The organism is Shewanella yunxiaonensis, from assembly GCF_018223345.1.
Taxonomy (GTDB): domain Bacteria; phylum Pseudomonadota; class Gammaproteobacteria; order Enterobacterales; family Shewanellaceae; genus Shewanella; species Shewanella yunxiaonensis.
The window spans coordinates 492,957-519,628 of record NZ_CP073587.1 but is presented as its reverse complement, the minus strand read 5'-3'; the positions used below and the strand labels follow the sequence as shown (position 1 = coordinate 519,628).

The window sequence follows — 26,672 nt, the reverse complement described above, 5'->3', positions numbered from 1 at the left end:
ACACTCTAGGCGAGTGAGCTGTCTATAATGAAGCGATTGTTTTCTTTCAACCTGTTCATGGAGCGAGCGATGGCATGACCATTCCGGTATTGATTTGTGATGATTCAGCGCTGGCACGCAAGCAAATGGCGCGGACACTCCCCAAAGAATGGGACGTGGAAATCTCCTACGCCGCCAACGGCGCGGAGGGACTCGAAGCAATTCGAGCCGGTAAGGGCGAGATCGTTTTTCTCGACCTGAATATGCCGGTAATGGATGGCTACGAAGTACTACGCATGGTGCAACAGCAGGATTTACCCTCCATGATCATTGTGGTCTCCGGCGATATTCAGTTACAGGCCCATCAACGTGTCAAAGCGCTTGGTGCCCTAGATTTCATTCAAAAGCCCGTCACTGCCGACGCAATTATCAACATTCTCGAAGAATATGGCATTCTCTCACTCGCTCTGGAGCCATCCACGACCACTGACAAAGCCTCGATGCTGGAGGTCGATCTGCGCGATGCCTGTCAGGAAGTGGCCAACGTTGCCATGGGCCGTGCTGCCGATCTGTTAGCTAAGTTACTCGATGTTTTTGTTTTACTGCCGATCCCGAATGTGAATGTGCTGGAAGTCAGCGAACTTACTATGGCACTGAAAGCGACCGAAAACAGTACCCAGATCTCGGCACTGTGTCAGGGATTCATTGGTGCCGGTATTGCCGGAGAGGCACTACTGATATTTCATGACTCCAGTTTTGCTGACATGGCGTCGCTGATGGGAATGTCCAATCCGGATAATGCCAACACCGAAATAGAAGTATTAATTGATACCGGTAATGTGCTGATCGGGGCTTTTCTCAACGGGATTGCCGAGCAACTGGATATGACCTTCAGTCAGGCGCATCCGATTGTCCTCGGTCGCCATTGTACCGTGAACGACCTGATCCATGACAATTCCGGCCGCTGGAAACGTACCCTGGCAATGGAGATTAATTACCGGATTGAAGGGCATAACGTGCAATGCGATCTGTTATTGCTGTTTACTGAAGACTCTTTGCCGACACTGAATTTCAAGCTCGGCTATCTGATGCATTAACTGGATACTGCCATGAACCATGATGCTGATCCGATGAATGAACTGCACTGGCTAATTGACATGGTGCAGACAATAGAAGTGGGCCTGGTGGTATTGGATCGCCAGTTCAATATCCAGCTGTGGAACGGCTTTATGGAAAACCACAGTGGGATCTCGCCCAATGAGCTTAAGGGCAACAATTTGTTTCAGCGCTTTCCTGAACTGCCAGCGGACTGGCTGAAACAGAAAATGGAGCAGGTCTTCCTGCTGAAAAACAATGTGTTTATCAGCTGGGAACAGCGTCCTTACATCTTTAAGTTCAACAACTATCGACCGATCACCGGCCGTGCGGAATTCATGTACCAAAACATCACGTTACTGCCACTGTCCTCATTAACGGGTACCAGTCATATCAGCATGATTATTTATGATGTCACCGATATAGCCATCAATAAATTACAGCTGACGGCCGCCAATGAACAGCTGCAACAGTTAACACAACGTGATGAACTTACCCAGCTATTTAATCGGCGACACTGGCAGCAGTTAGTGGAACAGGAATTTGCCCGTTTTAGCCGTTACCAGGAGCCGACAACGCTGATGATGGTGGATATTGACTATCTGAAGCAGATTAATGACCAACACGGACATATTGCCGGGGATCGTGCAATTCAGCATCTGGCACATCTTGTCAGCCGTAATTTACGCAACACCGATGTTGCTTGCCGGTATGGCGCTAACAGCTTTGCTTTGCTATTGCACCATTGTGATACGGTGCAGGCATCACAGCTGGCAGCGAGGCTGCAATTCAGCCTACAGCAAACACCATTATTATTTAATGGCAGCCACCTCAGCTTTGCCATCAGCATCGGGATTTCTACGCTCAATGATGAATGTAGTGGCTATGATCGCTGGTTGGATACTGCGGATGAAGCGCTGGCAAATGCCAAAATGGCAGGTAGAGATCAGATTAATATTGTCGAGTAACCGTCGGGTCACTTATAAAAAAACCGCCTATTGGCGGTTTTTTATGTCTGCCGCGATATCAGGACACTCGTACCACATTGCCACCAAGGTCACTGAATTTCGCTTCGATGTGCTCGTAACCACGATCCAAGTGATAAATGCGATCGACGACAGTAGTGCCCTCAGCCACCAACCCGGCGATCACCAGACTGGCGGAAGCACGCAGGTCAGTCGCCATCACTTGCGCACCGTTAAGCGACTCCCGACCATGAATAATACAAGTGTTGCCTTCCAGTTCCATACTGGCGCCCATACGATTCAGCTCCGGCACATGCATAAAACGGTTTTCAAAAATGGTTTCCGTAATCGTCCCGGTACCTTGTGCCAGCGCGTTCAACACACAGAACTGCGCCTGCATGTCAGTTGGAAATCCTGGGTAAGGCATGGTTTTCAGGTTCACCGCTTTAGGGCGCTGTCCTTTCATATCTAGCTCAATCCAATCATCACCGACAGTAATCTGTGCACCTGCTTCCTGTAATTTAGCCAGTACCGCTTCCAATGACGCAGGATCAGCGTCCAGGCAACGAATCCGACCACGAGTCACCGCTGCAGCGACCAAAAATGAACCGGTTTCGATACGATCGGGCATCACCCGATAATCACAACCGTGCAGTTTTTCCACGCCTTGAATACGAATGGTCGCGGTGCCAGCCCCTTCAATACGAGCGCCCATGGCTATTAGGCATTTTGCCAGATCAACAACTTCTGGCTCTCTGGCCGCATTTTCAATAATGGTTTCGCCATCCGCCAGCGAGGCTGCCATCAGCAAGTTTTCGGTAGCACCGACGCTCACAGTGTCCATAAAGATATGCGCCCCCTTAAGACGGCCATCAATACGAGCTTTGACGTAGCCTTCCTTGACCTCGATGTGTGCCCCCATCAGCTCTAACCCGTGCAGATGCAAGTTGACCGGCCGGGCACCGATGGCACAGCCACCAGGAAGTGATACATCGGCAGTGCCGTACCGTGCCAACAACGGACCTAACACCAAAATTGACGCACGCATGGTTTTCACCAAATCGTACGGGGCACAGAACTCATGGATATTTGCGGCATTGATCTGCACTACCCCATTTTGCGGATCTGACACCTCGGCACCGAGGCAACGCATCAATTTGCAGCTAGTGGTGACGTCTCGCAGATTGGGGACATTTGACAAAACCACTGGGTCAGCGGTGAGCACACCGGCCATTAAGATTGGCAATGCCGCATTTTTAGATCCGGAGATCACGACATTACCGGCAAGTGGGCCACTTGCCTGAATAGTTAATTTATCCACGTTACTTCTCTACACTGGCATGTTGAAGATCTTTTCACGCTGCCACTGTGCAGGAGTAAAAGTCTTAATACTGAGGGCGTGCATTTCACCACTGGTAATACGATCCATCAGTGGCGCATAAATCGCCTGTTGCTGCTTGATTTTACTCATACCATCAAAGCAATCGCCTACGGCAACAATTTTGAAATGAGTCCCTTCCACCGTCACATAAACTTCGGTCAGACTCAGCGCTTCGCGCAAAACAGTTTCGATCTCTTGTGTATCCATCAGCGAATATACCTTGTCAGGCGTTGATTACTCATTAAAAAAATCCTGTAAATCATACAGGTCTATCAAACGTTTCACTTGGGTTGATGGTGCCACCAGCTGCAACTCCGATGGATGTTGGCTAAGCAACTCCATCAGGAAGGCGACACCGGCGGTGTCGCTATATTCCAGCCCGCTTAACTCCAGTGTCCGGGTGCCTGTGGCCACCAGAGTTTTCCTCTGTGACCACAACTGCTTGACGTCTTCCTGACTCAGTCGACCCAGTACCTGACAACAATCACCCTGTTGCTTGAATTCTATCACAGAGCATCCTTACCTTTAGGTGCACTAAAGTCGATATGTATATTGGCTTTTTCCTGCAACATTGTAATGACGGCATCAATGCCTTTCTCACGCACCATGGAGGTCACTTCTGACTGTTTAGAATTCAGGAGGCTAACGCCTTCTGCCACCATATCGAAGGCTTTCCAGGTATCATCTTTCAAACGACGAACCTTGAATTCCAGTTTGATAGGTGGACGGTCATGATCGACGATCTGCACATCGACTGCGACCATGCGCTCACCGGAAAAATCACTGGCTGGGGCAAATTCAACTTTCTGATCAGTGTAAGCGGTAAATGCCTGGGCATACGTGGTCACCAGATAACCTTCAAATGCCGCGACAAAATCGTCACGCTGCTCTTTGGTGGTGTCCTGCAGATACGGGCCTAACACCTTGTATGCAGCATAACGAGAGTCAACATAAGGCATCAACTCTTCAGTGACGATGGTTTTCAGGTAGTCAGGATTGGCTTGAATTTTGTCCTGCTCCTGATGAAAACGTGCAAAAGTCTGATCTGCCACTTCCTTAATCATGGCATAAGGATCTTTATAGTCTTTTGCAGCAGTTTGTGCGTGAACGACTACCGGCAACAGCATACACACTGCTGCCATTACACCCATTAATTTCTTCAACATAAAAGACTCCTTATTTCTTATCCTTGGAACCAGCGCTATACAAGAACTGGCCGATAAGATCCTCTAACACCATTGCCGAATGGGTATCATCAATACGATCCCCATCCTTCAGAATGGACACATCATCATCAACAAAACCTGGGGTCAGCCCGAGATATTGTTCTCCTAATAGCCCCGAAGTCAGCACTGATAAACTGCTGGTTTCCGGGAAATTATCGTATTGCTTGTCCATTGTCAGCGTAACGACTGGCTCCATTTTCTTTGGATCCAAAGAAATACCGCTGACACGGCCAACAACTACCCCGCCAACTTTCACCGGAGAACGCACCTTCAAACCGCCGACGTTGCTGAACACGGCTGTCAAAGTGTATGTGTCACTAGAAGTACGCACCTCTACGTTGGCGACCTTATATACCAGCACCAGAAATGCCGCCATCCCCGCTACGAGAAACATACCTACCAAGAATTCAATTTTTCTTGTCAACATAATCAGTTACCAAAGTTAAACGCTATTATCCATTAATTGCCAAACATCAGTGCTGTCAGCAAAAAGTCCAGAGCCAGTACCGCTAAGCTTGATTGCACCACAGTCTGAGTGGTGGCCCGGCTAATCCCTTCCGGGTTGGGCACCAGATGGTAACCACGATATAACGCTATCCAGGTCACTACCCAGGAAAATACAAAGCTTTTAATCAGACAATTCACAATATCTTGGCGCCACTCAACCGCAGCTTGCAGAATCGACCAGAAGGCACCGTTATCAATACCCTTCCACTCAACGCCTACCAGATAACCGCCATAGATCCCCACCGCCGTAAACATCAACGCCAGCAGCGGCATGCTGATAAAACCAGCCCAAAACCGCGGCGCTATAATCTGACACAGAGGATCTACTGCCATCATTTCCAGACTCGACAGCTGTTCAGTGCTTTTCATCAACCCCAGTTCAGCGGTTAATGCCGAACCGGCCCTACCCGCAAACAATAAAGCGGTAACCACGGGGCCAAGTTCACGCAACAGACTCAAGGCAACTAAAGGCCCCAGGCTTTGTTCCGTGCCGAAATCCACTAAAATGGTATAGCCCTGCAGCGCCAATACCATGCCGATGAACAAACCGGAAACTAGGATGATCACCATCGACTGCACGCCAACAACATAAATCTGTTTGACCAGTAACGGTGTCCCTTTTTTGGGTCGAGGTAACTGTACCAACGACCCCCACAGCAACAATCCGGCTTTACCTAAGCCGGAAATCAATCCCAGAGCATCATGTCCGAGATCGGCAATAGAATCAGTCAGACGCACCCAGTAACTCCTTCTGATAATCCATGGCGGGATAATGGAATGGTACAGGACCATCCGGCGCACCATCGATAAACTGCCGTAATTGCGGATTGTCAGCCTGCCGTAACGCTTCCGGCGACCCTTCAGCAATAATCCGTTTATCCGCGATGACGTAGGCATAGTCGGCAATACTCAGGACTTCACCGACATCGTGAGACACCACAACCGAAGTCAGGGATAAGGCATCAGACAACTCGCGGATCAGTTTCACCAGCACGCCCATCGAGATGGGATCTTGTCCCGCAAACGGTTCATCGTACATCACCATTTCCGGTTCCATTGCAATCGCTCTGGCGAGTGCAGCACGTCGTTGCATCCCGCCGGAAAGTTCGCTGGGCATCAAGGATGCGGCACCGCGTAGCCCGACCGCCTCAAGCTTCATCAGGACGATACGGCGAATAATCGCTTCTGGCAGACCAGAATGTTCACGCAGTGCAAAAGCGGTGTTGTCGAATACGTTCATGTCAGTGAACAAGGCACCACTTTGAAACAGCATGCTCATACGCTTACGCACATCGAACAGCTCATGACGTGAGAGTTTATGGATGTTTTTCCCTTCAAACAGTACTTCACCGCTATCAGGAGTAAGCTGACCACCAATCAGCTTCAGCAATGTCGTTTTGCCGATACCACTGGGGCCCATTATGGCGGTTACCTTGCCTTTGGGGATGCTCAGATTGATCTTATCGTAGAGCACCCGGGAGCCCCTGCTGAAACAGAGGTTCTTGACTTCGACCAACGCAGTCTGGGTTTGGCTCATGTTTGCTTCCAGTTCTAAAAATTCCTGTTTTATGAGTGGGATTTGCCGCTTATCCCGTCACAGACGTAACCCTGAGTTACCGGAACGTTCTCAGATTGCCAACATCGATGTTTTGCATCTTGGAAACACTCCAATCATGTTAGTCACGCCAATCTGAACCGTTACTGAACAGCCTTCTGTGAACCAGAGGCCTTATATAATCAGCGATAAATTGTACGCAATAGAGTTACGGCACACAACTGGCAGCCCCAGTGGAAGAGGCGCCCTTTCAATTTCCAGCAAATACAGCGACAATGCAGCGCTAGGTTCAGGGAAAAACGATTGTTCAATGCTATTCAATATTTTTTTACTGTTGGCTGGACTGCTGTTTTTAGTCTGGAGCGCTGATAAATTTGTTTATGGTTCAAGTGCTTTGGCTCGAAACCTTGGGCTTCCCTCGTTATTAATTGGTTTGACGATTGTTGCCATGGGGAGTTCCGCACCAGAAATGTTTGTGGCGGCAACGGCATCATTATCCGCGCGACCAGACACCGCAATAGGCAATGTTCTGGGATCTAATGTTGCAAATATTTCGCTAATCTTGGGGATTACCGCATTATTTGGCGCAATTCGTGTCAGTTCTCAGACACTGTTTCGGGAAATTCCCCTGATGTTGATTGCCACCCTGTTTGCGGGTTACTGCCTTGCCGATCGGCAATTAACCCGTACAGAAGGGACAATACTGGTGCTGCTGTTTCTGACAGTGATGGGCTACCTTATCTGGCATGCTTTCGCTCACAGAGAACTGGAGGTGTTGGCGGATGACGCCGACAGCGATATTCCGAAAGATGTCGCCACTTGGAAAGCCTTGTGCTGGATTGCGGTCGGCATCATATTATTGCCACTGGCAGCTAACTGGATGGTCGAAGGTGCGGTCGGTATCGCCAAGTATTTTGGCATGTCAGATCTGGTGATTGGTCTCACAATTATCGCGGTTGGCACAAGTTTGCCGGAGTTAGCCGCCTGTATCATGGGTGTGCTGCGCCAAGAGGACGACCTGGCTATTGGCAATATCGTAGGTTCAAACCTGTTCAACATCCTTGCAGTGCTGGCTATTTCTGGATTAATTGCGCCCGGAGAAATAGATGCCTCAGCCGCCAGCCGGGATGTTTATATGGTGTTAGGTACCAGCACAGCACTGGCCTTATTGATCCTGTTGAGCAGCAAAAAGCAGCGCGAATTGAAAAGGTGGCACGGCGTCGCCTTGCTTACCAGCTTTGTATGCTATCAGATTAGCCTGTTCTAGCCTCCGCGTTGAGTGTTGAACAGAAACAAGAGAGAAAGATATGACAGATGCAAGTCAGTTGCGTCATTGGGGACGCAAAGTCATTGATATCGAAAAACAAGCCTTAGATAACCTGTATCAATACGTTGATTCTGAAGAATTTGCCCAGGCTTGCGAGATGATTTACCACTGCAGTGGCAAAGTGATCGTGATGGGGATGGGAAAATCCGGCCATGTAGGGAACAAGATTTCAGCGACGCTGGCCAGTACCGGTACGCCCGCTTTTTTTGTGCATCCGGGTGAAGCCAGCCACGGCGATCTTGGTGTCATCAGCCACAACGACATTGTGCTCGCCATTTCCAACTCCGGTGAATCCAATGAAATTCTTACCCTGATGCCAGTCATCAAGCGACAAGGCATTCCGGTTATCACCATGACGGGTAACCCGGAATCCACCATGGCCAAACTGGCACAACTGCACCTGTGTATTAAAGTGCCGGAGGAAGCCTGTCCATTAGGATTAGCCCCCACGTCCAGCACTACCGCGACCTTAGTCATGGGCGATGCACTGGCTATTGCGCTGCTGCAAGCGAAAGGGTTCACCAAGGATGATTTTGCGCTGTCTCATCCAGGGGGTGCCTTAGGTCGTAAACTATTGTTGAAAGTCGATAATGTCATGCACAAAGGTCATGACATTCCGCTGGTACATCATGATATCTGCATTACTGACGCCCTTTATGAAATCTCCAAAAAAGGCTTGGGAATGACCGCGGTAATTGACGGAGACAACAAGCTAGTAGGTATCTTTACTGATGGGGATTTGCGCAGAGTAATCGACGCAGAAGTCAATTTACGTCAGACCCGGATTGCGGATGTGATGACCCGTAACTGCATTACAATTAAAGCTAATATTCTTGCAGCAGAAGCCCTTAAGGTGATGGATGACCGCAGCATTAATGGCTTGATTGTCGTCGATGCCGAAAATCATCCGATAGGGGCGCTGAATATGCTGGATTTAGTCAACGCGGGGGTCATTTAATGGCGCAAGACAGCTTTTACGGACCCGTTGCCGATGAGATTTGGCAGTTAGCCAAGCAGATACGACTACTGATTTGTGACGTTGATGGCGTCTTTTCGGATGGCCGCATCTATCTTGGAAACCATGGTGAAGAACTCAAAGCGTTCCACACTCGTGACGGTTATGGCGTAAAAGCGTTGCTCAACGCCGGGATTCAAGTCGCGGTGATTACTGGACGTAAATCACAAATTGTTGAAGACCGTATGACGGCGCTAGGGATCCCTCATATATTTCAGGGCGTTGATAATAAATTGGAGCCATTCAACTGGCTGCTGCAACATTATCAACTACCACCACAACAGGTGGCCTATATTGGGGATGACATGGTGGATCTGCCGGTAATGCAACAGGTAGGCCTCAGCGTATGTGTTGCTGACGGGCATCCTCGGGTCAGACAGCTAGTGCATCTGGTCACCTATCTCAATGGCGGCTATGGGGCACTGCGTGAACTGGCAGATCTGTTACTGATGAGTCAGGATAAAATTGCATCCGCACACGGCATGAGTATATGAACAGAGTCACCTTGGCCATTATCGCGTTCTTTACTGCTGCACTGGTGTTGTACTGGCAGGTACAGAACAAACGCAATTCGGAAGCCACCCAGCTGTCTACCGATGTGATTCAGCCCGATTACGTAGCAGACGATTTACGCAGTGTCAGCTATGACCAAAACGGAATGATCTCCAGTCGGGTGTCAGCTAAGCACATGGAACACTATGAGCAGGATGACCGGACAGTATTTACTAATCCGGTATACTGGGTATTCCCAGACAAGGGTCAGACCGAGTGGCGCATGACCGCATTACAAGGACAACTCGATAAACACAGCAACAAGGTGGTGTTGCAAAATGATGTTATTATTGACGCCATCAGTCCAACTGAACCGATACAATCTATCAGTACCAGTTATCTGGAACTGAACCTTAGCAACATGATTATGACGTCAGACAAAAATATTCTGATCAATGGTCAGGACTTCAATATCACAGGTCTGGGGCTATACGCTGATCTCAATGCTCAGCAGGTCAAACTGCTTAGTCAGGTAAAAGGAACCTATGAAACGAAATAAGCTTATTTTCGCTGCTATGCTGTGCCTTACCAGCCTTTCAGCTGCTGCGGTTGATAAAGATCTGCTGCAACAACTGGAAATATCCGCGGATGCGCAGTCGGCAGATATCAAGAACAAGCAAGTCGTGTACAGCGGCCATGTGATTGTGACCCAAGGTTCAATGAAGCTCACAGCCGCCGAAGTCAACGCATCCAGTTCCGATAAAGACGGCGAAAGAGTATTGATTGCAAAAGGTTCACCGGCCACCTTTCGTCAGAAATTAGAAGATGGCCGTATTGCGAACGCCAGCGCCAATGAAATTCACTACAACATTAATAAACGCGTACTGACGCTCATCGGTAAAGCAAAGGTGGAACAAGGTGGCAGCGTTTCCACTGCAGAAAAAATTGTCTATGACCTTAAAAACCAGCAGTTGCAAGCCTCCAGCAGCGGCCAGGGAGAAGATCGTGTGACCACGGTCATCCAGCCTGACAACTACCAGCAGCAACCCAAAAAGGATCCCCAGCAGGAGCAGCAATGAGTAATACCTTGATCGCCCATAACCTTGCGAAAAGCTACAAAAAAAGAATGGTCGTGAAAGATGTCAGTCTGTCGGTTGCAACAGGTCAGATTGTGGGATTATTGGGACCCAATGGTGCAGGGAAAACCACGACATTTTACATGGTAGTCGGCTTGATCCAGAGCGATAAGGGACGGATCTTTATCGATCAAGATGAGCTGACCATGGATCCCATGCACCTTCGCGCTCGCAAAGGTATTGGCTATCTGCCGCAAGAAGCCAGTATTTTCCGTAAGCTAACTGTTCGCGATAACATCATGGCAGTATTGCAGATCAGAAAAGATCTGGATCGCGATGGCCGTGAAGAACAACTGGAACAGTTACTCGAAGAGTTTCACATCACCCATATTCGCGACAGCATGGGGATGTCACTTTCGGGAGGTGAGCGCCGGCGTGTAGAGATTGCCAGAGCCTTGGCCGCAGACCCGAAATTCATTCTGTTGGATGAACCCTTTGCTGGCGTAGACCCCATCTCCGTTATTGATATTAAAAAAATTATTGAACAATTGCGGTCACGTGGACTGGGTGTGCTGATTACGGATCATAACGTGCGTGAAACACTTGATGTTTGTGAACATGCATACATTGTCAGCCACGGACAACTGATCGCCGAAGGCACCCCTGCCGAGATCCTCGACAACCAACAAGTCCGTGCTGTGTACTTGGGTGAACAATTCAAGCTATAGTAAACACCGGGAGCGCTTACAGCTTTAAAACGTTAAAGTCTGTAATTACTAGAATTTTTATAAAGTTATAAGATGTAGGGGTAAGCGGTAACATGAAAACGTCACTCCAGCTCAAACTGGGTCAACAGCTGACCATGACACCTCAACTGCAGCAGGCAATACGTTTGCTGCAGCTGTCGTCGCTGGAGTTACAACAGGAAATTCAAGAAGCCTTAGAAGCAAACCCGCTGCTGGAAGTGAATGAAGACAACCAAAGCACCGACAGCAATCATGATATCGATAACAATTTAGAGGCACCGGAGCCGAGCGAACATATCGAAGATAGTTCGACGGTAGAAACCTCGGATGCACTCACTAGCCAGGCACTCCCTGAAGAGCTGCCAATGGATACTACCTGGGATGAGGTTTTTACTGCCGCTCCGGCTATGTCCAGTGGTCCTATCCGTGATGACGATACCCCATTTCAGGGAGAAACTTCTGAAGGTTTGCATGAACACCTGGAATGGCAGAAGAACCTGACACCGTTCTCAGAAACTGATGCAGCAATCGCCACTGCAATTATCGAAGCGATTGATGATCAAGGATATCTGACGCAAACCACGGAGGATATTCTGGATGCTATGGGCAATCCGGAAATCGAGCTAGAAGAAGTAGAAGCGGTATTGAAACGCATCCAACACTTCGATCCTGTCGGTGTCGCTGCACGGGATCTGCGTGAATGTTTGCTGATCCAGCTGTCGCAATATAGTGATGACACCCCGCATCTCGAAAACGCCATTATGCTGCTGGAACAGCATCTTGACCTGATCGCTGCCAAAGATTATCGCACACTGATGCGCAAGACCCGTTTGAGAGAAGAAGATCTGCGTGACGCGATTAGTTTGATCCAATCGCTTAATCCACGTCCCGGACTATTAGTGCAGCCTCAGGATGACGAGTACGTGATCCCAGATGTCAGCGTGTGGAAGAAAAATGGTCGCTGGGTGGTAGAACTCAACCCAGACTGCATGCCCAAACTCAGTATTAATCAGCAATATGCCGCTATGGCCCGCAGTGCGCGGAGCCAATCCGACAGCCAGTTTATCCGCGGACACCTGCAAGAAGCCAAATGGTTTATCAAGAGTCTGGAAAGCCGCAATGAAACACTACTAAAGGTGGCTAACTGCATTGTACAGTTTCAGCAGGGATTCTTTGAATATGGCGAAGAAGCCATGAAACCGATGGTGCTCAATGATATTGCCGAAGCCGTTGATATGCACGAATCGACAATTTCCCGAGTGACAACGCAGAAATACATGCATACGCCACGCGGTATATTTGAGCTAAAATATTTCTTTTCCAGCCACGTCGGTACTGAAGACGGTGGCGAATGTTCATCGACGGCAATCCGCGCCTTTATCAAAAAACTGGTGGCCGCGGAGAACCAGAAAAAGCCGCTCAGCGACAGCAAAATGGCACAGTTGCTGGCTGAGCAGGGAATTAACGTGGCACGCCGAACCATCGCCAAATACCGCGAAGCCATGATGATCCCACCATCGAATCAGCGTAAGAGTTTGTAATTCCACAGTACCCCTATGGAGGACACCCTATGCAAATCAACCTGGCAGGCCATCATATTGAGATCACCGACTCGTTGCGCAGCTATGTGGAGAGTAAATTTGCAAAACTTGAACGCCATTTCGAACAGATCAATAATGTGCACGTCGTACTCAATGTTGAGAAAGCAATACAACGAGTCGAAGCCAAGCTACATCTGAATGGTGGAGAGGTGCACGGCACCGCAGAACACACCGATATGTACGCTGCCATCGACGCTCTAATTGATAAATTGGATCGTCAGGTCATTAAATACAAAGAAAAGCTGACAAAATACTCATGATGGAACTTAGTACCATCCTGCGGCCGGAGTGTACCGCATGTGCCACACCCGGCAGCAAGAAAAAGGTATTGGAGCTCATCAGCGAACTCGCAGCAGCCCAGTATCCAAACCTGTCGTCCCAAGCCATTTTCGAAAGTCTGCTGGTCAGAGAGAAAATGGGAAGTACCGGTATCGGGAATGGCATTGCCATTCCCCATGGTCGCTTGCCGGACATTAAAGATCCTATCGCCGTGCTGATTAAGTGCGACGAACCGATCCCCTTTGACGCTATCGATAATCAACCGGTAGACATCTTGTTTGCGTTGGTAGTGCCCGCCGATCAATGTCAGCAGCATCTCAGTACTTTGTCGGCGATGGCCGAGAAACTCAGTGATAAGCTGATACTCAAGCAACTGCGGAAAGCCACCACCAAAGAAGAACTGTATCAGGTGATCACCGGATGAAATTGGCCATTGTCTCAGGCCGCTCAGGCTCAGGAAAATCTGTAGCGTTACGAGTGCTGGAAGACTTGGGCTATTACTGCGTTGATAACCTGCCACTCCCCATGATTGGCAGTCTGTTAGACAATCTGCGCGGCAGTAACGAACTGGTCGCGATTAGCGTCGATGTGCGCAACATGCCTAACCAGGAAAAAGTCCTGGAAAGTCAGATACAAAATCTGCCACAAGGCACTGAAGTCATCAGTTTCTTTTTAAACGCATCCGATAAGGTGCTGCTTAAACGTTACAGTGAAACCCGACGTCTACATCCGTTATCCAAGAGCAAAATCTCCCTTAAAGATGCGATTGAGCAGGAAGGCAAACTACTCGCGCCGATGTCGCAGCTAATGGATCACTACATAGATACCTCTAACATGAATATCTATGAGCTGAGTGACACCGTACGCGAAATTTTGCTGGGGACAGTGACCAAGGAGCTGGTGATTAACTTTGAGTCGTTTGGCTTTAAGCACGGTCTCCCCGCAGAAGCTGATTTCATCTTTGATGCGCGCTTTCTACCTAATCCTCATTGGGAGCCGCAGTTAAGACCGTTAACTGGGCTTGACGAACCAGTACGTGAGTTTCTCAACCGTCAGCCACTGGTGAATAAATTCATCTGGCAGATCGAGAACCTGCTCGATACCTGGCTGCCGCACTTGGAGCGCAATAACCGTAGCTATCTGACCGTTGCTATCGGTTGCACTGGTGGCCAACATCGTTCAGTGTACGTTGCTGAACAACTGGCTAAACGCTTCAGCAACAGTAAACATAAAGTGCAGGCTCATCACCGGGATTTAGCGCATGCCAAGAATTGAGCGCGAAGTCACCATACAGAACAAGCTCGGGTTACATGCACGGGCCGCGACCAAATTGGCGGTACTGGCAAACGAGTTTGATGCCAACATCCTTTTAGTTCAGGGACAAAAACAAGCATCAGCGGCGAGCGTGCTGGGATTGCTCATGCTGGAAACGGGCATGGGGAAAACGATTCGTCTGATTGTTGATGGTCCCGATGCTGAACCGGCAATGGAGGCTATTTGTAACTTGATCAACTCTCGCTTTGACGAAGCCAGTTAGTAGTTCCTTTCTGATATTTCCCATTGTAAGCTAGCTTAATTTCCCGTTACTACAAATGCTTAAGGGAAAAGGATGCCAGCAGAAACCCAGGCCCAACAAACTGCGATTGATCATCTTGAACACCTGAACCAGGCACTAGACAGTGGCTTATTTGTTCATGTGCGCGAAATGTTGCACCACATGGCCCCAGCCGATATCGCCCACATTCTGGAATCATCCCCACCGAAGACCCGTCAAATCCTATGGCAATTAGTTGACCACGCTCATAGTGGCGAGATCCTTGAAGAGTTGGGCGAAGACATGAAGGATCAACTGATCAGCCTGATGAGTCCAACCCATCTGGCTAAAGTCACCGCCGGCATGGATACCGACGATCTGGCGTATGTCCTACGTAGCCTGCCCGATAGCTTGTATCGTCAGGTGTTACAATCGATGAGTGTCCAGGATCGCACTCGCGTTGAACAAGCACTTTCTTATCCGGATGATACCGCTGGAAGTCTGATGAATACCGATACGGTGACCATCAGACCAGACGTCAACATCGATGTGGTGTTGCGTTACCTGCGCCAGCGGGGGGAATTACCCAAAGCCACAGATACCCTCTATGTAGTGGATCACCAAGATTGCTTGTTAGGTGGCGTCACCTTGGCCCAGCTACTTACCTATTCATCGAGCACCGGAATTATCAGCATTATGAATCGGCAACTGGAATCCATTCCAGTCACCATGACGGATAGTGAAGTCGCCAAGCTCTTTGAACGTCATGATTGGCTGTCAGCTCCTGTTGTGGATGATAAAGGCAAATTATTAGGCCGCATCACCATTGATGATGTGGTGGATGTGATCCGTGAGGATGCCGAGCATTCGCTGATGGGGATGGCGGGGATGGATGACGCAGAGGATACCTTTGGCCCAGTGTTAAAAAGTGCCGGAAGACGTTCTCTATGGCTAAGCCTCAATCTGTTAACTGCATTACTCGCCGCTTCAGTATCTAATCTATTTGAAGGCACCTTGGAAAAATTTGCCACCGTCGCGATTTTGATGACCATTGTGCCGAGTATGGGAGGCGTCGCGGGCAATCAGACGCTGGTGTTGGTGATTCGCGGAATTGCACTGGGGCATTTGGGACAACGCAACACTCGCTGGCTGATAGTCAAAGAGTTATTGATAGGGGTACTGAATGGGTTGTTGTGGGCCGGACTGATCTTTATTGCTGTCTGGCTGTGGAAACACGATGTGACACTTGGCTTGCTCATCGCGGGAGCCATGTTGGTAAATCTCACCGCCGCCGGCCTTGCTGGCGCAGTTATCCCCATTTTATTGAAAAAGCTGCATATTGACCCGGCACTTGCTGGCGGTATGGTGTTAACCACAGTGACAGACGTGGTGGGCCTATTTGCCTTTCTGGGGTTGGCTACCTTATTTCTCGGACATTGACAGACGAGCCAATGCAGGTAAGAAGATTATCGAACAAAAAGGCCACACAAAGGTGGCCTTGATGATGCAACCAATCTTATTGTGCTAATGGGCTCAACACTATCTCCACCCGGCGATTTTGTGCTCGTCCTTGCGCAGTGCTATTACTGGCGATGGGATTACTCTCACCTAAGCCCTGAGTAACCACACGCTGGCCGGATACGCCTTTCTGGATCAGATAATTACCAACAGAAGCAGCTCGCACCTGAGACAGCCTTAAGTTATAAGATTCGGAACCAGTGCTGTCGGTGTAACCGATGACATTCAGCTGGGTTTTGGGATACTCTTTTGCGACTAAAGCGACGCTATCAAGCACTTGCATCGCACCACCACTCAGGTCGGTCTTATCCACCTGGAAAGTGATTTCATTCGGCATATTCAAGATGATGTTATCACCTGAGCGAGTGACACTGACGCCGGAAGCAGAAAGCTGCTGACGCAGTTTTGCCTCCTGAACATCCATATAGTAACCAATACCGCCACCGACTGCGGCACCAGAAGCGGCGCCGATTAAAGCACCTTTACCACGGTCACTCTTACTTGAAGTGGCAACACCAACAATCGCACCTGCCGCCGCACCAATCAATGCACCGGTACCGGCTTTAGAGGTTTGCTGTTCATTTGTGTAAGGATTGACAGTGGTACAACCGGCTGCCAAAAACACCACTAATGAAGCAGCAGTTATAGGCTTCAAATACTTGTTCATGGTGGGGTCTCCTTTTCGTCTCACCGTGAATTGCTTTGCGTTTCAGTATATAGCCATCCCCGGCCAAGACAAATAATTGAAGAATGAGTAGTCGCACTAATTACGAATTATTCAGAATGGATTCAGTTACCGCGGTCTTAACCACCGATTCATTAAAAAAATTATCAGCGGGTTTATCTGCACCAAACAAGTGCAACACGCACATCGTTGGAACTAAGGTAAATTTTCGAAATTTTACTGATTAAATATAATTAATTGTTTTTATTAATAAAAAAATATTTAAAAAAATTGGCACAGTTCTTACATATATCGAAAGTAGTATTCCGGTGCAGTAGGAGGTAAACGATGAAAATCTTTTCTCACTTTTTCCGAAGCTGTCGCGAACATTGGCAACGCTACCAACATCTGGGCGTTAGCCAATGGGATATGGAATAACAAGTTTTAGAGCTAAACGACATAACAAAGTTAGGAGATGAAGATGGAAATGACAGATACCGTTCGGCATCAAGCAGTCATCGAAGTCACCCATCATGGGCGCTTACTGTTCGATGTTGCGCGTCAGTATGGCCTTCCTACTAAAACTTTGTACTTGTGGGTACGTCAGAGTGAACAAACCTCTGAGGCGCACGCAAGCTGGATGTATGGCATTACCTCCATGATGTCGCAGCTAAAAGCTAAATATTTTAATTAACGATTTCGACAAGTTTGAACTGAACTAGTAACAGTTATCGCCCCCAACGATAGAAAAAGTGTGCTCCCCAAATTTTGCGCTTTTCTAGGTTCACTCTTGTCATTTTTATTCAAAGCCAATCGTTAGAAATGATTGGCGGCAGCGCACGGATGCAGTTTGCCAAGGTTTCGACCTGAGTGGGCTGAACAATATTTGTTATCGCCCCCAACGATAGAAATGTGCAAAAACAATAAGAAAGCGCTAATTCTAGGTTCACTCATGTCGTCTTTTATTTGCACTGTTGCAGTGCTGTTTATCATAGGTTTGCCACCTTCGATAAATACAGTTTCGGCAGAGTTAAGAAGTTAAGGTTCAACTATCGCCCCCAACGATGGAAGTTCCAATAATAAACATACAAACTGAAAATTTTTAACGATTATCTCTGTCATTTTTATTCTGGTTGGAATCGTCGTAATGACGATTCCAACCGCCCTGAAGGGACTCTTCCGCGGCCATAGCCATCTTCTGCACGTGCGTTTTTATTTGTCAGCATTCACACATCAAACAGCTGGTTTCCAGGCACGGGTCATTTCTCTTTTTCCCAAGGCACCTGGGTAGGCCTTAACGTTAAACCCTACTGCTTTTAAATCTCGCTTAAATTGACCATTTGCACAGTATGAAACCAGTAATCCTCCTGGTTGTAGCATCCCATAGCATTTTCCCAAATTTTCAGACTGCCAAACCTCCGGCTGCTTATTAGGCGCAAAAGCATCGAAATAAATGAGATTAACCTGCTGTTCTGGAAGAGAAACTTGTTCTAATCTGCGACGACATTTGGTTAGCAAAAACCCAGGAACTAACTCCGTTGCCTGTTCCCATGGACAGTCATGCAAGGCGTCAAACAAAGGTGAATATTCGGGCGTGAGCAATTGCTTGTAATTGAGCGAGCTGATGAGTTCACGAGTTAACGGATAGGGTTCAATACTGATATATCGCACCGTTAATAGCGGCAGATGTTGCATTTGACGCTGTTGGTTTACTTGTTGAAAGTGCCCAAGGGTCAACAATGCGTTCAGACCTGTGCCGAACCCCACTTCAAAAATTGCGAGCGCATTAAAGGTATTGATAATTTCGTCAAAGCCTGCACCGATAAATACATAACGCGACTCGGCAATTGCCCCTTTATGGGAGTGATAAGTTTCATTTAACGAGGCATTAAATAAGGTATGTGACCCATCATCAGTCACTTGCAGTGTCACCTGTTCCATCATAAACACTTGTAAAATTGGCGTGCACGAATTATCCGGCTTAGCGAGTATCGCCCGCAAGTCTCTCACGGTGCTAGTGCACAGTTAATTGATAAACCAGAAGTCAGATACGTTGACTACACTTTAGTCTGTGCCTCAGTTAAGCGGCTAGACAAAGGAAAGTCCATGACATTTCTGCGATATCTGGCATTGTTCCTAACCCCTTTAGCCTTCAGCTTGCCGCTATCGGCAGAGGTTGTCCATTTAGTTGCGGGAGAAAGGGAACCCTATATAGGTAAGCGCTTACAGAATCAGGGCTATGTCAGCGAAGTAGTCACGGAAGCATTTGCGCGCACAAGGATTCAGGTCGATATCACCTTTTACCCATGGGCAAGAGCACTGGCGCTGGTGAAACAAGGGAAAGCAGATGGGATAGTGCCAATCTACCAGGAAGCTAACCAAGATAATCTACTGTTTTCAGCACCTTTTCCCGGCGACGCATTGGGGCTATTAAAACGTCGCGACAATCCCTTCCAATATCAAGCGACTAATGCTTTGCAATTAGAGCAACTGTTACTGCCGCTACGACACAGTACGGTCGGCATTGTAAGAGGAGGCTTGAGCCTGCCGCAACTCGGCCATTTGGTACCGACAGAATATGCAAATTCGGATCTGCAGAACATCGATAAACTTTATTATGGCCGCTTACCCTACATTTTGATCGATAAATACACCGCCGTTGACCTGATGGTTGGCCACCGACCGCATTACATCGGGGAACTGGAGTTTCTGCAGCCAGCGTTAGCTGAAAAGTCATTCCATGTTGCCTTTTTCTCAAAAGCACCACATGTCGCCACGCTGCTAGAAGCATTTAACCACGGACTAGCGCAGATGCGTTTGGATGGCACATTATCAAGACTAAGAGCCAAGAATGGACTATTGCTCGGTTCGGATCCCCTCCCCCATAAAGTAAAACTCACTATCGGCTCAGTCGACAATCCAGACATGCGTATTATGCAGCGACTCGGCAAACTCTTTGAGCAGCAGAATCCCGATATTGAGTTGAATTGGGTATTTCTGGAAGAACGTATTCTCAGGCGCAGGTTATTAGGAGATTTGGCGATTGCTGATGGTCAGTTCGATGTGATGACCATCGGTAATTTCGAGGCTCCAATATGGGCACGTCGCCACTGGTTGGTACCGCTGGAAAATTTGCCAGACAGTTATGATGTTGCCGACATCATTCCTGTTGTTAAAAATGCATTGTCGTCTCAGGGACTGCTGTATGCACTGCCGTTTTATGCTGAAAGCGCCATGACCTTTTATCGAAAAGATTTATTTGCCAAAGCGGGACTTAACATGCCGCCGAAGCCCAGTTTTACCGATATCGCAGCGTTAGCAGCTAAGCTAAATAATCCTGAAAAACAGATATATGGCATCTGTCTTCGTGGCGATGCTGGCTGGGGTGGCAATATGGCGCTGCTTACCTCATGGGTGCATGCCATGGGAGGCCGCTGGTTTGATGAACATTGGCAGCCACAACTACAAACGGCCGAATGGGTTCAAACGCTGCAGCTCTATCAGCAGCTGTTACAGCAATACGGGCAACCCCACGCCACCCGCACTGGCTTTACTGAAGTGTTACAGCTATTTGCCAAGGGGCACTGCGCAATCTGGATAGATGCAACCGTCGCCGCGGGCTATTTGTATGATCCAGAGGTCTCTAAAGTTGCGTCAGTCACCGGTTTTGCCGCACAACCCACAGGAAAGCTTCCCGCACAATGGCTGTGGGTTTGGGCGCTCGCGATACCCGATTCATCTAAAAATAAGACCATTGCTCAACGCTTTATCGCGTGGGCGACGTCCAAAGAATATATTGGGTTAGTCGGTGAACATGAAAGTTGGGTAGCAGCACCACCTGGAACGCGCATGTCGACTTATCATCGCCCCGAATACCAACAGCGAGCACCTTTTGCCAATGAGGTATTTCAAGCCATTGCACAGAGTCGGCGGGATGAACGCACACTAAAACCCGTCCCTTATAACGGTACCATTTTTGTCGGCATCCCCGAATATGCGGCCTTTGGTACCCGAGTGGGCAATAGGGTGGCGGAAGTTGTAGATGGCAAAATCAAGATTGATCAGGCACTACAGCAGTCTCAAGATATAGTACTAAAACAGATGCAGGATTCAGGCTATCTCAACCCAAACCGCAATCCAGCGCCCGCGACAGAAAGTCAGCACCAGCCGTAGCTAAGGACAGCATCAACAATGTCCAACAACAGCGATTAGGCAGCGCATGAATTAGCATGCTCGGCATGCTTTTTATGACCGCGCGTTCAGGAAGAAAAAATACGCCATGGCGTTCAAACTGCTTAACGCGCAGAAATAGTGATGACAGCAGCAGCTTAAAGCCACTGTAGTAAACCAAAACGAACGTACTGGCACCGAGTAGCTCCAACATTGTGGACAGTTCCATCAACAGCAGCAAATCAGAGCCAGCTAATATCAACACCAAGCCTATCGCTACAAGTTTCCAACCACGCTGACAAAGGCGACGACTCAGTGAATTTAAAAAACGGTATAATGGCCCGTTCACTTTCTGCGCTCCTTGCTTATTTATGTTGACCTTATCTTAGTCAGGATTTGCGTTCAACAACTCTGGGCGCGCGCTTTTTAGGTTTCTTCAACAAAACCATCATCAACAACATCAGTACACACAAATACATCATGATGCGGAAATCCTGCAGATAGCCCATTATTGATGCCTGCAGTGTGACCGCACTATTGAGTTTTACCAGACCGGTGGTTGATGAAATATTGGCGGCCCCCAGTTGTACCGCTTCCTGCAGCGCTTTATTAAATGGGGTAATGTACTGTGCAAACGCAGCATGATTAATCTGTACCCGTTGTGATAAGTAAGTAGTCACTGCCGATATACCAATACTGCTACCAATATTCCGCACTAAACTGTACAGTGCAGTACCTTCATTGCGATACTGCGGTGCCAGCGTGGAAAAACTAATGGTCGACAATGGGACAAAAACAAGCCCCATGCCAAAGCCTTGGATAATACCGGTATAAATGATTTCCCAACGGCTCACCTCCACGGAAAAGCAGGTCATTTGCCATAACGATAAAATCATCAATAGCAGTCCTACAGTGATCAAATAACGTAAATCTACCTTACTTGCCAATTTGCCCACTAGCATCATCCCAGCCATCGTGCCAAACCCTCTGGGAGTCAGCAGTAGCCCAACATCAATCACCGGATATCCCATCAGATTTTGTAAGTAAGGCGGCAGTAATGCCATGGTGGCTAATAGCACGATGCCGATAATAAAGATGAACAGTAAACCAATGACAAAATTTCGATCGCGGAACATTTGTGGTTCGAGAAAGGGATGTTTAGCGGTAAACATATGGACCAGAAACATATACATGGTCAACACAGCTAACGCAGCCTCAATCACGATTTCGATACTGGCAAACCAATTTTGGGACTCGCCACGATCCAGAAACATCTGCAGACTACCGATAGCAATCGCTAACAATGTAAATCCGAACAGGTCAAACTTACGACTACGATCCAGCGGTGTCTCTTTGACAAAAGACGCAATCCCCAACCAGGCCAACACGCCAAACGGAATATTGATATAAAACACCCAGCGCCAATTGTAATACTCGGTCAACCAGCCACCGAGGGAAGGCCCCAAGATAGGCCCGACCATTACCCCGACGCCCCACATCGCCATTGCCGAACCATGCTGTTCCGTAGGATAAGTATCCAACAAAACCGATTGCGACAAAGGCACCAGACTGGCGCCAAAGATCCCCTGCAACAAACGAAAAATCACGATTTGATCGAGTGATTGTGCGGCGCCACATAATGCGGACGTGAGGGTAAACCCGACGACTGACCATAAAAACAGATTCTTACGACCCATTCTGGCAGCAACAAATCCCGTCATTGGCATTGCAATAGCCGCGGCAACGATATAAGACGTTAGCACCCAGGACACCTGATCCTGAGTAGCGCCCATAGCCCCCTGCATATGTGGTAAAGCGACGTTAGCAATGGTGGTATCCAGTGCCTGAATGATAGTGGCCAGCATCACTGACACAGTGACTAGACCGCGGTTCACGCCCTGATTTTCAGAATAAGTCACGTCTGGCCCCGGGTTATAACGTCAGATGTCGAACATGCTTAGTGTCAACCGTGACTTCGGCACTTAATCCAGCTCGCAGTTGCGGTGCCCCCGGCAGCGGCTCTATCTGAATGCGGATCGGTAAGCGTTGGCTTATTTTCACCCAGTTACCTGTCGCGTTCTGGGCCGGGATAACTGAAAATTCTGAGCCAGTTGCCGGGCTTAAACTACTGACCACACCGTGCCAGATATAGTCGGGCTGATAATCGACTTTGATCTCAACATCTTGTCCGACCCGCACATAGGTAAGGTCTTTTTCGGTGTAGTTTGCTTCAACCCACAGATGACTATCTGCTACTAGCAGCATCGCACTACTGCCCGGCGTAACGAATTCACCATCCTTTACTATATGAGTGACGATGCCACTCGATGGCGCGTAAATATCCACATGTTGAACATCGTTACGCGCCTTATCTAAGGCAGCTAACGCCTTTTTGTACTTAGCATTCGACTCTATTGGTGCATTAACGTCGCCACCTAAACCTTCTACCGCCAATTTTAACTGGGTGTAGAGAGCCTCAATCTGCAGTTTTTCCTGCTCAGTATCCTGCCTGGCTGCATCGTAGTCCGAATCTGAGATATAGTGCTGCTGCAACAGGTTTTGCTTACGTTGCTGTTCCCGTAACAGGTACTGATATTGACTCTTGGCGGCTGCAATACTCGCCAGTTTAGTTTTGACATTAGCCTTGAGCACATTGAGTAAATCCGCAGTATCTTTCAGGCTGGCTGCAGCTTCTGTTTCGGCAATCTGGTAGGACTTTGGATCGATTTGAAACAGCAATTGTCCCGCGGCTACCGGTTGATTTTCTTTCACCAGTACTTTGATCACCTTGCCAGCAACTTCACTGCTGATCACCGTCTTATCTGCTTTAACATATGCATTGTCTGTCTCGACATAGCGCCCGCCATGCAAGTAGAAAGCAACGGCGGCACCAACCCCCAGCACGGGTACAACAAACAACAAAATCAGACGTTTCATTTTGCGGCGGGAATTATTAGATATTTGATTTTCATCGATGGCGTCTGTGGCAGACATAGAAATATCCTGCTTATTCTTTTGATAAATTATTGTGGATGGTTTGCAGTACCAGAACAAAATCATCGACTTGCTGTTCTGTTAGTCCCTCCAATGCATGACCCCAGATTTCCTGGGACACCTCCAGCACTTTATCCTGGATAGGTTTTGCTGCTGCAGTGGTATGGATCAAATGTGCTCTGCGATCTGCCGGATCGCGTTCTCTGACCAGAAATCCTGCGTCGACTAATTGGTCAATTACTCGCACCAGCGTCATTGGTTTAATATCCAGACGCTCGGCAAGCTCGACCTGCCGGATCCCTTCATGCAACGATGCACATTTAAGCGTACGCGCTTGTGCCAGTGTTAAGCAGCTCAGTTGCGAATGTTCCTGAAAAGTTCTGCGTAGCAGCCGCATTACATCGGCCATGAGGTAGCCAATACTTTGTTGTGGCATAAGGCCTCCAACCATTGCTCAAGGAGATAATGGGTGGCAAATAGTAAGCATTACTTATTATATGTCAAGCTGACTAATTCACCTGACGTGACAGTCGCGGTGAATCCGCGCAACAATCTCAATGATAATTACGGCCAGACAATCAACAGCACTGCAAGCATGTACTCAAGGTGAAATGTTAAAATTTTTCTGAGACACATTGTGGAAATTGATATCAGTGGGGATAAGTAGCAATAGTGCGATTCCCTCAGTTATTTTTATTTCAGCTGTCAACCTCAGTCAATTAGTTAACATAAATAACTCATTTTTATTTACATTTTTTTCGTTCACTTTTTTATATTGCCCATTCTTTACGTTAACTAACATTTCCTGAATTGCGTTTGAAACAGCACTCTGTATTATCAATAATGATAAAAATCAATATAAAATTATATTGTTAATTAAAATATAAATTAATTTAAATGATTATTTTTGCACTGACTTATTCGATAAAAACATGCTAATTATTGACAGTAATAATAATTTTAAGTAATTGATTTATGTTATTTTTATACAGAAAATCATTATACATAATTTAGCAAATGCAATTCCAACACAAGTAAGAATTATATTGATGAATTTTTCCTCTGCCGATCAAAATAGCCATCTATACCACGCTGCTTTTTTTAAAGGAGAGCTTAGTTTCGATCCGCTTACAAAAAGCAGAAGGCCATCATCAGAAATTGCTAAACAAGAACAACAATGGCGTAATTTCATCCATGATTTCAAATTACCGCTAACACTATTGCAAGGGGAATTAGAAGCAATTCAGGATGGTATCAGACCATTTACACCTGAAAAAATTTCCCTGTTACTGCATGAAATAGAACAGCTGAACGAATTGCTCGACAGTGTGCCCACATTGCCGCGAAAAAGCATACCAACGTCTCATCGGTTGTGTAATGCCTCGGCTACGCTACTTAGCACCTTAAAACACCATGAAGCAGAGCTCACTGCCAAGGGGCTAATCCTCAAACAGGAGATTGAACCCGCCAGGTTTATTGAAGGTACGACGGCAGCTTTGTCTCGTATATTTCACAATCTTATGAGCAACAGTCTGAAATACACTGAGGCATCGGGTCTAATTCAAATATCACTGACAACCACAGCAGACAAGTTGCTGCTGCAATGGCAAGATTCTGCGCCTGCCCCCCAGCAAGATGAGTTAATTAAGTTAACCCAGACGGGATTTCGAGCCAGGTTGCCGATGACACACGCAGCTAAGGGTTGTGGCTTAGGACTCGCCAGTATCAGCCAACTGGTACAACAGCTACGTGGTAGCATTGATTTTACTCACAGTGAACTCGGTGGACTGAAAGTCACGATGCAACTTCCCCTGGCTCATCGGGAGTAATAGTGAATTCTGCTCACTTGGTGTTGTTGGTTGAAGATGAACCCCGAATAGCATCACTGGTTCGAGATTACCTTAACGCAGCAGCGATACCCATGGTGTGGGTGACCGATGGTAACGATGCGCTGGCAGAATTTCAGCAGCAACCATTTGACATGGTGCTATTGGACATTAACCTGCCACATGTCAGCGGGTTAGATATATGCCGCCAAATCCGTAAAACCTCGACCGTCCCTATCATCATGTTAAGCGCGATGTGTGATGAAGCCGCTCGCCTGGAATGTTTGGCTATTGAAGCTGATGATTTTATCAGTAAGCCCTTTAGCCCAAGAGAACTGGTAGCCAAAATTCAGGCATTGTTACGAAGAACCACTGGCCAGTGGTCAATGACGCTACAGCCTTCGATTACAGCAGCACTCATTATTGACGAGGCGGGGTATGAGGCGCGCTTATCAACGGCTGCCGTATCATTGACCAAAATCGAATTTAAATTACTGAAGACGTTGTCGCAACATCCAGGACGGATCTACTCGCGTAATCAATTAATGAACGCTATGTACGGTGATTTTCGTGTTGTCTCTGAACGAACAATTGATAGTCATATCAAAAAGCTACGTAAAAAGCTGTTACAACTTGAGCCGACTACTGAACTGATTGAATCCTGTTATGGTGCTGGCTATCGCTATCGGGGGCGAGCGCCAAAATTACGTCAAATCGACTAA

31 protein-coding genes are annotated in these 26,672 nt (G+C 47.7%); 18 read left to right on the top strand and 13 right to left on the bottom strand.

What is annotated here, in order from left to right:
- The first annotated feature begins 74 nt into the window (after window positions 1–74).
- Together KDN34_RS02420 and KDN34_RS02415 are read left to right on the top strand one after the other, a co-directional pair.
- On the top strand, window positions 75–1,076 hold the full coding sequence (locus KDN34_RS02420; RefSeq protein ID WP_212595355.1) for a response regulator: 1,002 nt from the start codon (window positions 75–77) through the stop codon (window positions 1,074–1,076).
- A 12-nt stretch (window positions 1,077–1,088) separates the two neighbouring features.
- Window positions 1,089–2,042: a sensor domain-containing diguanylate cyclase gene (locus KDN34_RS02415; RefSeq protein WP_212595354.1), complete on the top strand. Its 954-nt coding sequence runs from the start codon at window positions 1,089–1,091 to the stop codon at window positions 2,040–2,042.
- A gap of 58 nt (window positions 2,043–2,100) precedes the next feature.
- On the opposite strand, the gene murA is transcribed toward KDN34_RS02415, so the two are convergent.
- Genes murA through mlaF form a run of 7 tightly spaced genes read right to left on the bottom strand, consistent with a single transcriptional unit; the run spans window position 2,101 to window position 6,690 of the window.
- Window positions 2,101–3,360, bottom strand: a complete 1,260-nt coding sequence (gene murA / locus KDN34_RS02410) for a UDP-N-acetylglucosamine 1-carboxyvinyltransferase (protein WP_212595353.1) — start codon at window positions 3,358–3,360, stop codon at window positions 2,101–2,103.
- A 9-nt stretch (window positions 3,361–3,369) separates the two neighbouring features.
- Complete coding sequence (locus KDN34_RS02405; RefSeq protein ID WP_212595352.1) at window positions 3,370–3,627, bottom strand: BolA family protein; 258 nt, start codon at window positions 3,625–3,627, stop codon at window positions 3,370–3,372.
- 27 nt (window positions 3,628–3,654) lie between these two features.
- Entirely contained in the window at window positions 3,655–3,930 is a 276-nt protein-coding gene (locus KDN34_RS02400; protein WP_212595351.1) for an STAS domain-containing protein, read from the bottom strand.
- Window positions 3,927–4,586 (bottom strand): phospholipid-binding protein MlaC, encoded by a 660-nt coding sequence (gene mlaC, locus KDN34_RS02395; RefSeq protein WP_212595350.1) that lies wholly within the window; start codon window positions 4,584–4,586, stop codon window positions 3,927–3,929. Before mlaC ends, KDN34_RS02400 begins: the two co-directional genes overlap by 4 nt.
- A gap of 10 nt (window positions 4,587–4,596) precedes the next feature.
- A complete protein-coding gene (mlaD, locus tag KDN34_RS02390) occupies window positions 4,597–5,073 on the bottom strand; it encodes an outer membrane lipid asymmetry maintenance protein MlaD (RefSeq protein ID WP_212595349.1) in 477 nt (158 codons plus the stop codon).
- A gap of 32 nt (window positions 5,074–5,105) precedes the next feature.
- A complete protein-coding gene (gene mlaE, locus KDN34_RS02385; protein WP_212595348.1) occupies window positions 5,106–5,891 on the bottom strand; it encodes a lipid asymmetry maintenance ABC transporter permease subunit MlaE in 786 nt (261 codons plus the stop codon).
- A complete protein-coding gene (gene mlaF / locus KDN34_RS02380; RefSeq protein ID WP_212595347.1) occupies window positions 5,878–6,690 on the bottom strand; it encodes a phospholipid ABC transporter ATP-binding protein MlaF in 813 nt (270 codons plus the stop codon). The genes mlaE and mlaF overlap by 14 nt, the downstream gene beginning before the upstream one ends.
- A gap of 328 nt (window positions 6,691–7,018) precedes the next feature.
- Here mlaF and KDN34_RS02375 point away from each other — a divergent pair, with 328 nt between their 5' ends.
- From KDN34_RS02375 to mgtE, 12 genes are all read left to right on the top strand, one after another.
- Window positions 7,019–7,975, top strand: a complete 957-nt coding sequence (locus tag KDN34_RS02375; protein WP_212595346.1) for a calcium/sodium antiporter — start codon at window positions 7,019–7,021, stop codon at window positions 7,973–7,975.
- Window positions 7,976–8,015: 40 nt separating this feature from the next.
- A complete protein-coding gene (locus KDN34_RS02370) occupies window positions 8,016–8,993 on the top strand; it encodes a KpsF/GutQ family sugar-phosphate isomerase (protein WP_212595345.1) in 978 nt (325 codons plus the stop codon).
- Window positions 8,993–9,544: a 3-deoxy-manno-octulosonate-8-phosphatase KdsC gene (kdsC, locus tag KDN34_RS02365; RefSeq protein WP_212595344.1), complete on the top strand. Its 552-nt coding sequence runs from the start codon at window positions 8,993–8,995 to the stop codon at window positions 9,542–9,544. Before KDN34_RS02370 ends, kdsC begins: the two co-directional genes overlap by 1 nt.
- Window positions 9,541–10,101, top strand: a complete 561-nt coding sequence (gene lptC / locus KDN34_RS02360) for an LPS export ABC transporter periplasmic protein LptC (protein ID WP_212595343.1) — start codon at window positions 9,541–9,543, stop codon at window positions 10,099–10,101. The genes kdsC and lptC overlap by 4 nt, the downstream gene beginning before the upstream one ends.
- Entirely contained in the window at window positions 10,088–10,621 is a 534-nt protein-coding gene (gene lptA, locus KDN34_RS02355; RefSeq protein ID WP_212595342.1) for a lipopolysaccharide transport periplasmic protein LptA, read from the top strand. Before lptC ends, lptA begins: the two co-directional genes overlap by 14 nt.
- Window positions 10,618–11,346, top strand: coding sequence for an LPS export ABC transporter ATP-binding protein (lptB, locus tag KDN34_RS02350; protein WP_212595341.1), 729 nt, complete (start codon window positions 10,618–10,620; stop codon window positions 11,344–11,346). Before lptA ends, lptB begins: the two co-directional genes overlap by 4 nt.
- Before the next feature lie 92 nt (window positions 11,347–11,438).
- Window positions 11,439–12,905: an RNA polymerase factor sigma-54 gene (locus KDN34_RS02345; RefSeq protein ID WP_212595340.1), complete on the top strand. Its 1,467-nt coding sequence runs from the start codon at window positions 11,439–11,441 to the stop codon at window positions 12,903–12,905.
- Between the two features lie 29 nt (window positions 12,906–12,934).
- Window positions 12,935–13,225: a ribosome hibernation promoting factor gene (gene hpf, locus KDN34_RS02340; RefSeq protein ID WP_212595339.1), complete on the top strand. Its 291-nt coding sequence runs from the start codon at window positions 12,935–12,937 to the stop codon at window positions 13,223–13,225.
- Window positions 13,225–13,668: a PTS IIA-like nitrogen regulatory protein PtsN gene (gene ptsN / locus KDN34_RS02335; protein WP_212596493.1), complete on the top strand. Its 444-nt coding sequence runs from the start codon at window positions 13,225–13,227 to the stop codon at window positions 13,666–13,668. Before hpf ends, ptsN begins: the two co-directional genes overlap by 1 nt.
- A complete protein-coding gene (gene rapZ / locus KDN34_RS02330) occupies window positions 13,665–14,519 on the top strand; it encodes an RNase adapter RapZ (protein WP_212595338.1) in 855 nt (284 codons plus the stop codon). Before ptsN ends, rapZ begins: the two co-directional genes overlap by 4 nt.
- Window positions 14,506–14,781 carry an HPr family phosphocarrier protein gene (locus KDN34_RS02325; RefSeq protein ID WP_212595337.1) on the top strand — a complete coding sequence of 92 codons (276 nt, stop codon included), beginning with the start codon at window positions 14,506–14,508 and terminating at the stop codon, window positions 14,779–14,781. The genes rapZ and KDN34_RS02325 overlap by 14 nt, the downstream gene beginning before the upstream one ends.
- Window positions 14,782–14,853: 72 nt before the next feature.
- Window positions 14,854–16,218, top strand: coding sequence for a magnesium transporter (gene mgtE / locus KDN34_RS02320; RefSeq protein WP_212595336.1), 1,365 nt, complete (start codon window positions 14,854–14,856; stop codon window positions 16,216–16,218).
- A gap of 76 nt (window positions 16,219–16,294) precedes the next feature.
- Here mgtE and KDN34_RS02315 read toward each other — a convergent pair whose 3' ends face one another.
- Complete coding sequence (locus KDN34_RS02315; RefSeq protein ID WP_212595335.1) at window positions 16,295–16,963, bottom strand: OmpA family protein; 669 nt, start codon at window positions 16,961–16,963, stop codon at window positions 16,295–16,297.
- Between the two features lie 478 nt (window positions 16,964–17,441).
- Here KDN34_RS02315 and KDN34_RS02310 point away from each other — a divergent pair, with 478 nt between their 5' ends.
- The gene (locus tag KDN34_RS02310; RefSeq protein ID WP_212595334.1) at window positions 17,442–17,654 is read left to right on the top strand and encodes a transposase; all 213 of its coding nucleotides are present in this window, start codon (window positions 17,442–17,444) and stop codon (window positions 17,652–17,654) included.
- Between the two features lie 539 nt (window positions 17,655–18,193).
- Here KDN34_RS02310 and mnmD read toward each other — a convergent pair.
- Entirely contained in the window at window positions 18,194–18,904 is a 711-nt protein-coding gene (gene mnmD, locus KDN34_RS02305; RefSeq protein WP_212595333.1) for a tRNA (5-methylaminomethyl-2-thiouridine)(34)-methyltransferase MnmD, read from the bottom strand.
- A 162-nt stretch (window positions 18,905–19,066) separates the two neighbouring features.
- Here mnmD and KDN34_RS02300 point away from each other — a divergent pair, with 162 nt between their 5' ends.
- Window positions 19,067–21,133 carry an extracellular solute-binding protein gene (locus KDN34_RS02300; protein ID WP_212595332.1) on the top strand — a complete coding sequence of 689 codons (2,067 nt, stop codon included), beginning with the start codon at window positions 19,067–19,069 and terminating at the stop codon, window positions 21,131–21,133.
- On the opposite strand, the gene KDN34_RS02295 is transcribed toward KDN34_RS02300, so the two are convergent.
- The 4 genes from KDN34_RS02295 to KDN34_RS02280 are packed head-to-tail and all read right to left on the bottom strand — an operon-like array spanning window position 21,081 to window position 24,560.
- Window positions 21,081–21,479: a hypothetical protein gene (locus KDN34_RS02295; RefSeq protein WP_212595331.1), complete on the bottom strand. Its 399-nt coding sequence runs from the start codon at window positions 21,477–21,479 to the stop codon at window positions 21,081–21,083. The genes KDN34_RS02300 and KDN34_RS02295 overlap by 53 nt on opposite strands.
- Before the next feature lie 40 nt (window positions 21,480–21,519).
- The gene (locus KDN34_RS02290; protein ID WP_267459539.1) at window positions 21,520–23,049 is read right to left on the bottom strand and encodes a DHA2 family efflux MFS transporter permease subunit; all 1,530 of its coding nucleotides are present in this window, start codon (window positions 23,047–23,049) and stop codon (window positions 21,520–21,522) included.
- A 13-nt stretch (window positions 23,050–23,062) separates the two neighbouring features.
- Window positions 23,063–24,124 carry an HlyD family secretion protein gene (locus tag KDN34_RS02285; protein ID WP_212595330.1) on the bottom strand — a complete coding sequence of 354 codons (1,062 nt, stop codon included), beginning with the start codon at window positions 24,122–24,124 and terminating at the stop codon, window positions 23,063–23,065.
- Between the two features lie 13 nt (window positions 24,125–24,137).
- Complete coding sequence (locus KDN34_RS02280) at window positions 24,138–24,560, bottom strand: MarR family winged helix-turn-helix transcriptional regulator (RefSeq protein ID WP_212595329.1); 423 nt, start codon at window positions 24,558–24,560, stop codon at window positions 24,138–24,140.
- A gap of 613 nt (window positions 24,561–25,173) precedes the next feature.
- Here KDN34_RS02280 and KDN34_RS02275 point away from each other — a divergent pair.
- Both KDN34_RS02275 and KDN34_RS02270 read left to right on the top strand, forming a co-directional pair.
- Window positions 25,174–25,953: an ATP-binding protein gene (locus KDN34_RS02275; protein ID WP_212595328.1), complete on the top strand. Its 780-nt coding sequence runs from the start codon at window positions 25,174–25,176 to the stop codon at window positions 25,951–25,953.
- 2 nt (window positions 25,954–25,955) lie between these two features.
- Window positions 25,956–26,672, top strand: coding sequence for a response regulator (locus KDN34_RS02270; protein WP_228730396.1), 717 nt, complete (start codon window positions 25,956–25,958; stop codon window positions 26,670–26,672).

Bases quoted from the DNA above. Each gene is read 5' to 3' on its own strand.
- KDN34_RS02420 (WP_212595355.1), top strand. From the start codon at position 75: ATGACCATTCCGGTATTGATTTGTGATGATTCAGCGCTGGCACGCAAG.
- KDN34_RS02415 (WP_212595354.1), top strand. From the start codon at position 1,089: ATGAACCATGATGCTGATCCGATGAATGAACTGCACTGGCTAATTGAC.
- KDN34_RS02405 (WP_212595352.1), bottom strand. From the start codon at position 3,627: ATGGATACACAAGAGATCGAAACTGTTTTGCGCGAAGCGCTGAGTCTG.
- mlaC (WP_212595350.1), bottom strand. From the start codon at position 4,586: ATGTTGAAGAAATTAATGGGTGTAATGGCAGCAGTGTGTATGCTGTTG.
- mlaD (WP_212595349.1), bottom strand. From the start codon at position 5,073: ATGTTGACAAGAAAAATTGAATTCTTGGTAGGTATGTTTCTCGTAGCG.
- mlaF (WP_212595347.1), bottom strand. From the start codon at position 6,690: ATGAGCCAAACCCAGACTGCGTTGGTCGAAGTCAAGAACCTCTGTTTC.
- KDN34_RS02375 (WP_212595346.1), top strand. From the start codon at position 7,019: ATGCTATTCAATATTTTTTTACTGTTGGCTGGACTGCTGTTTTTAGTC.
- KDN34_RS02370 (WP_212595345.1), top strand. From the start codon at position 8,016: ATGACAGATGCAAGTCAGTTGCGTCATTGGGGACGCAAAGTCATTGAT.
- kdsC (WP_212595344.1), top strand. From the start codon at position 8,993: ATGGCGCAAGACAGCTTTTACGGACCCGTTGCCGATGAGATTTGGCAG.
- lptC (WP_212595343.1), top strand. From the start codon at position 9,541: ATGAACAGAGTCACCTTGGCCATTATCGCGTTCTTTACTGCTGCACTG.
- lptA (WP_212595342.1), top strand. From the start codon at position 10,088: ATGAAACGAAATAAGCTTATTTTCGCTGCTATGCTGTGCCTTACCAGC.
- lptB (WP_212595341.1), top strand. From the start codon at position 10,618: ATGAGTAATACCTTGATCGCCCATAACCTTGCGAAAAGCTACAAAAAA.
- KDN34_RS02345 (WP_212595340.1), top strand. From the start codon at position 11,439: ATGAAAACGTCACTCCAGCTCAAACTGGGTCAACAGCTGACCATGACA.
- hpf (WP_212595339.1), top strand. From the start codon at position 12,935: ATGCAAATCAACCTGGCAGGCCATCATATTGAGATCACCGACTCGTTG.
- ptsN (WP_212596493.1), top strand. From the start codon at position 13,225: ATGGAACTTAGTACCATCCTGCGGCCGGAGTGTACCGCATGTGCCACA.
- rapZ (WP_212595338.1), top strand. From the start codon at position 13,665: ATGAAATTGGCCATTGTCTCAGGCCGCTCAGGCTCAGGAAAATCTGTA.
- KDN34_RS02325 (WP_212595337.1), top strand. From the start codon at position 14,506: ATGCCAAGAATTGAGCGCGAAGTCACCATACAGAACAAGCTCGGGTTA.
- mgtE (WP_212595336.1), top strand. From the start codon at position 14,854: ATGCCAGCAGAAACCCAGGCCCAACAAACTGCGATTGATCATCTTGAA.
- KDN34_RS02315 (WP_212595335.1), bottom strand. From the start codon at position 16,963: ATGAACAAGTATTTGAAGCCTATAACTGCTGCTTCATTAGTGGTGTTT.
- KDN34_RS02310 (WP_212595334.1), top strand. From the start codon at position 17,442: ATGGAAATGACAGATACCGTTCGGCATCAAGCAGTCATCGAAGTCACC.
- mnmD (WP_212595333.1), bottom strand. From the start codon at position 18,904: ATGATGGAACAGGTGACACTGCAAGTGACTGATGATGGGTCACATACC.
- KDN34_RS02300 (WP_212595332.1), top strand. From the start codon at position 19,067: ATGACATTTCTGCGATATCTGGCATTGTTCCTAACCCCTTTAGCCTTC.
- KDN34_RS02285 (WP_212595330.1), bottom strand. From the start codon at position 24,124: ATGTCTGCCACAGACGCCATCGATGAAAATCAAATATCTAATAATTCC.
- KDN34_RS02280 (WP_212595329.1), bottom strand. From the start codon at position 24,560: ATGCCACAACAAAGTATTGGCTACCTCATGGCCGATGTAATGCGGCTG.
- KDN34_RS02275 (WP_212595328.1), top strand. From the start codon at position 25,174: ATGAATTTTTCCTCTGCCGATCAAAATAGCCATCTATACCACGCTGCT.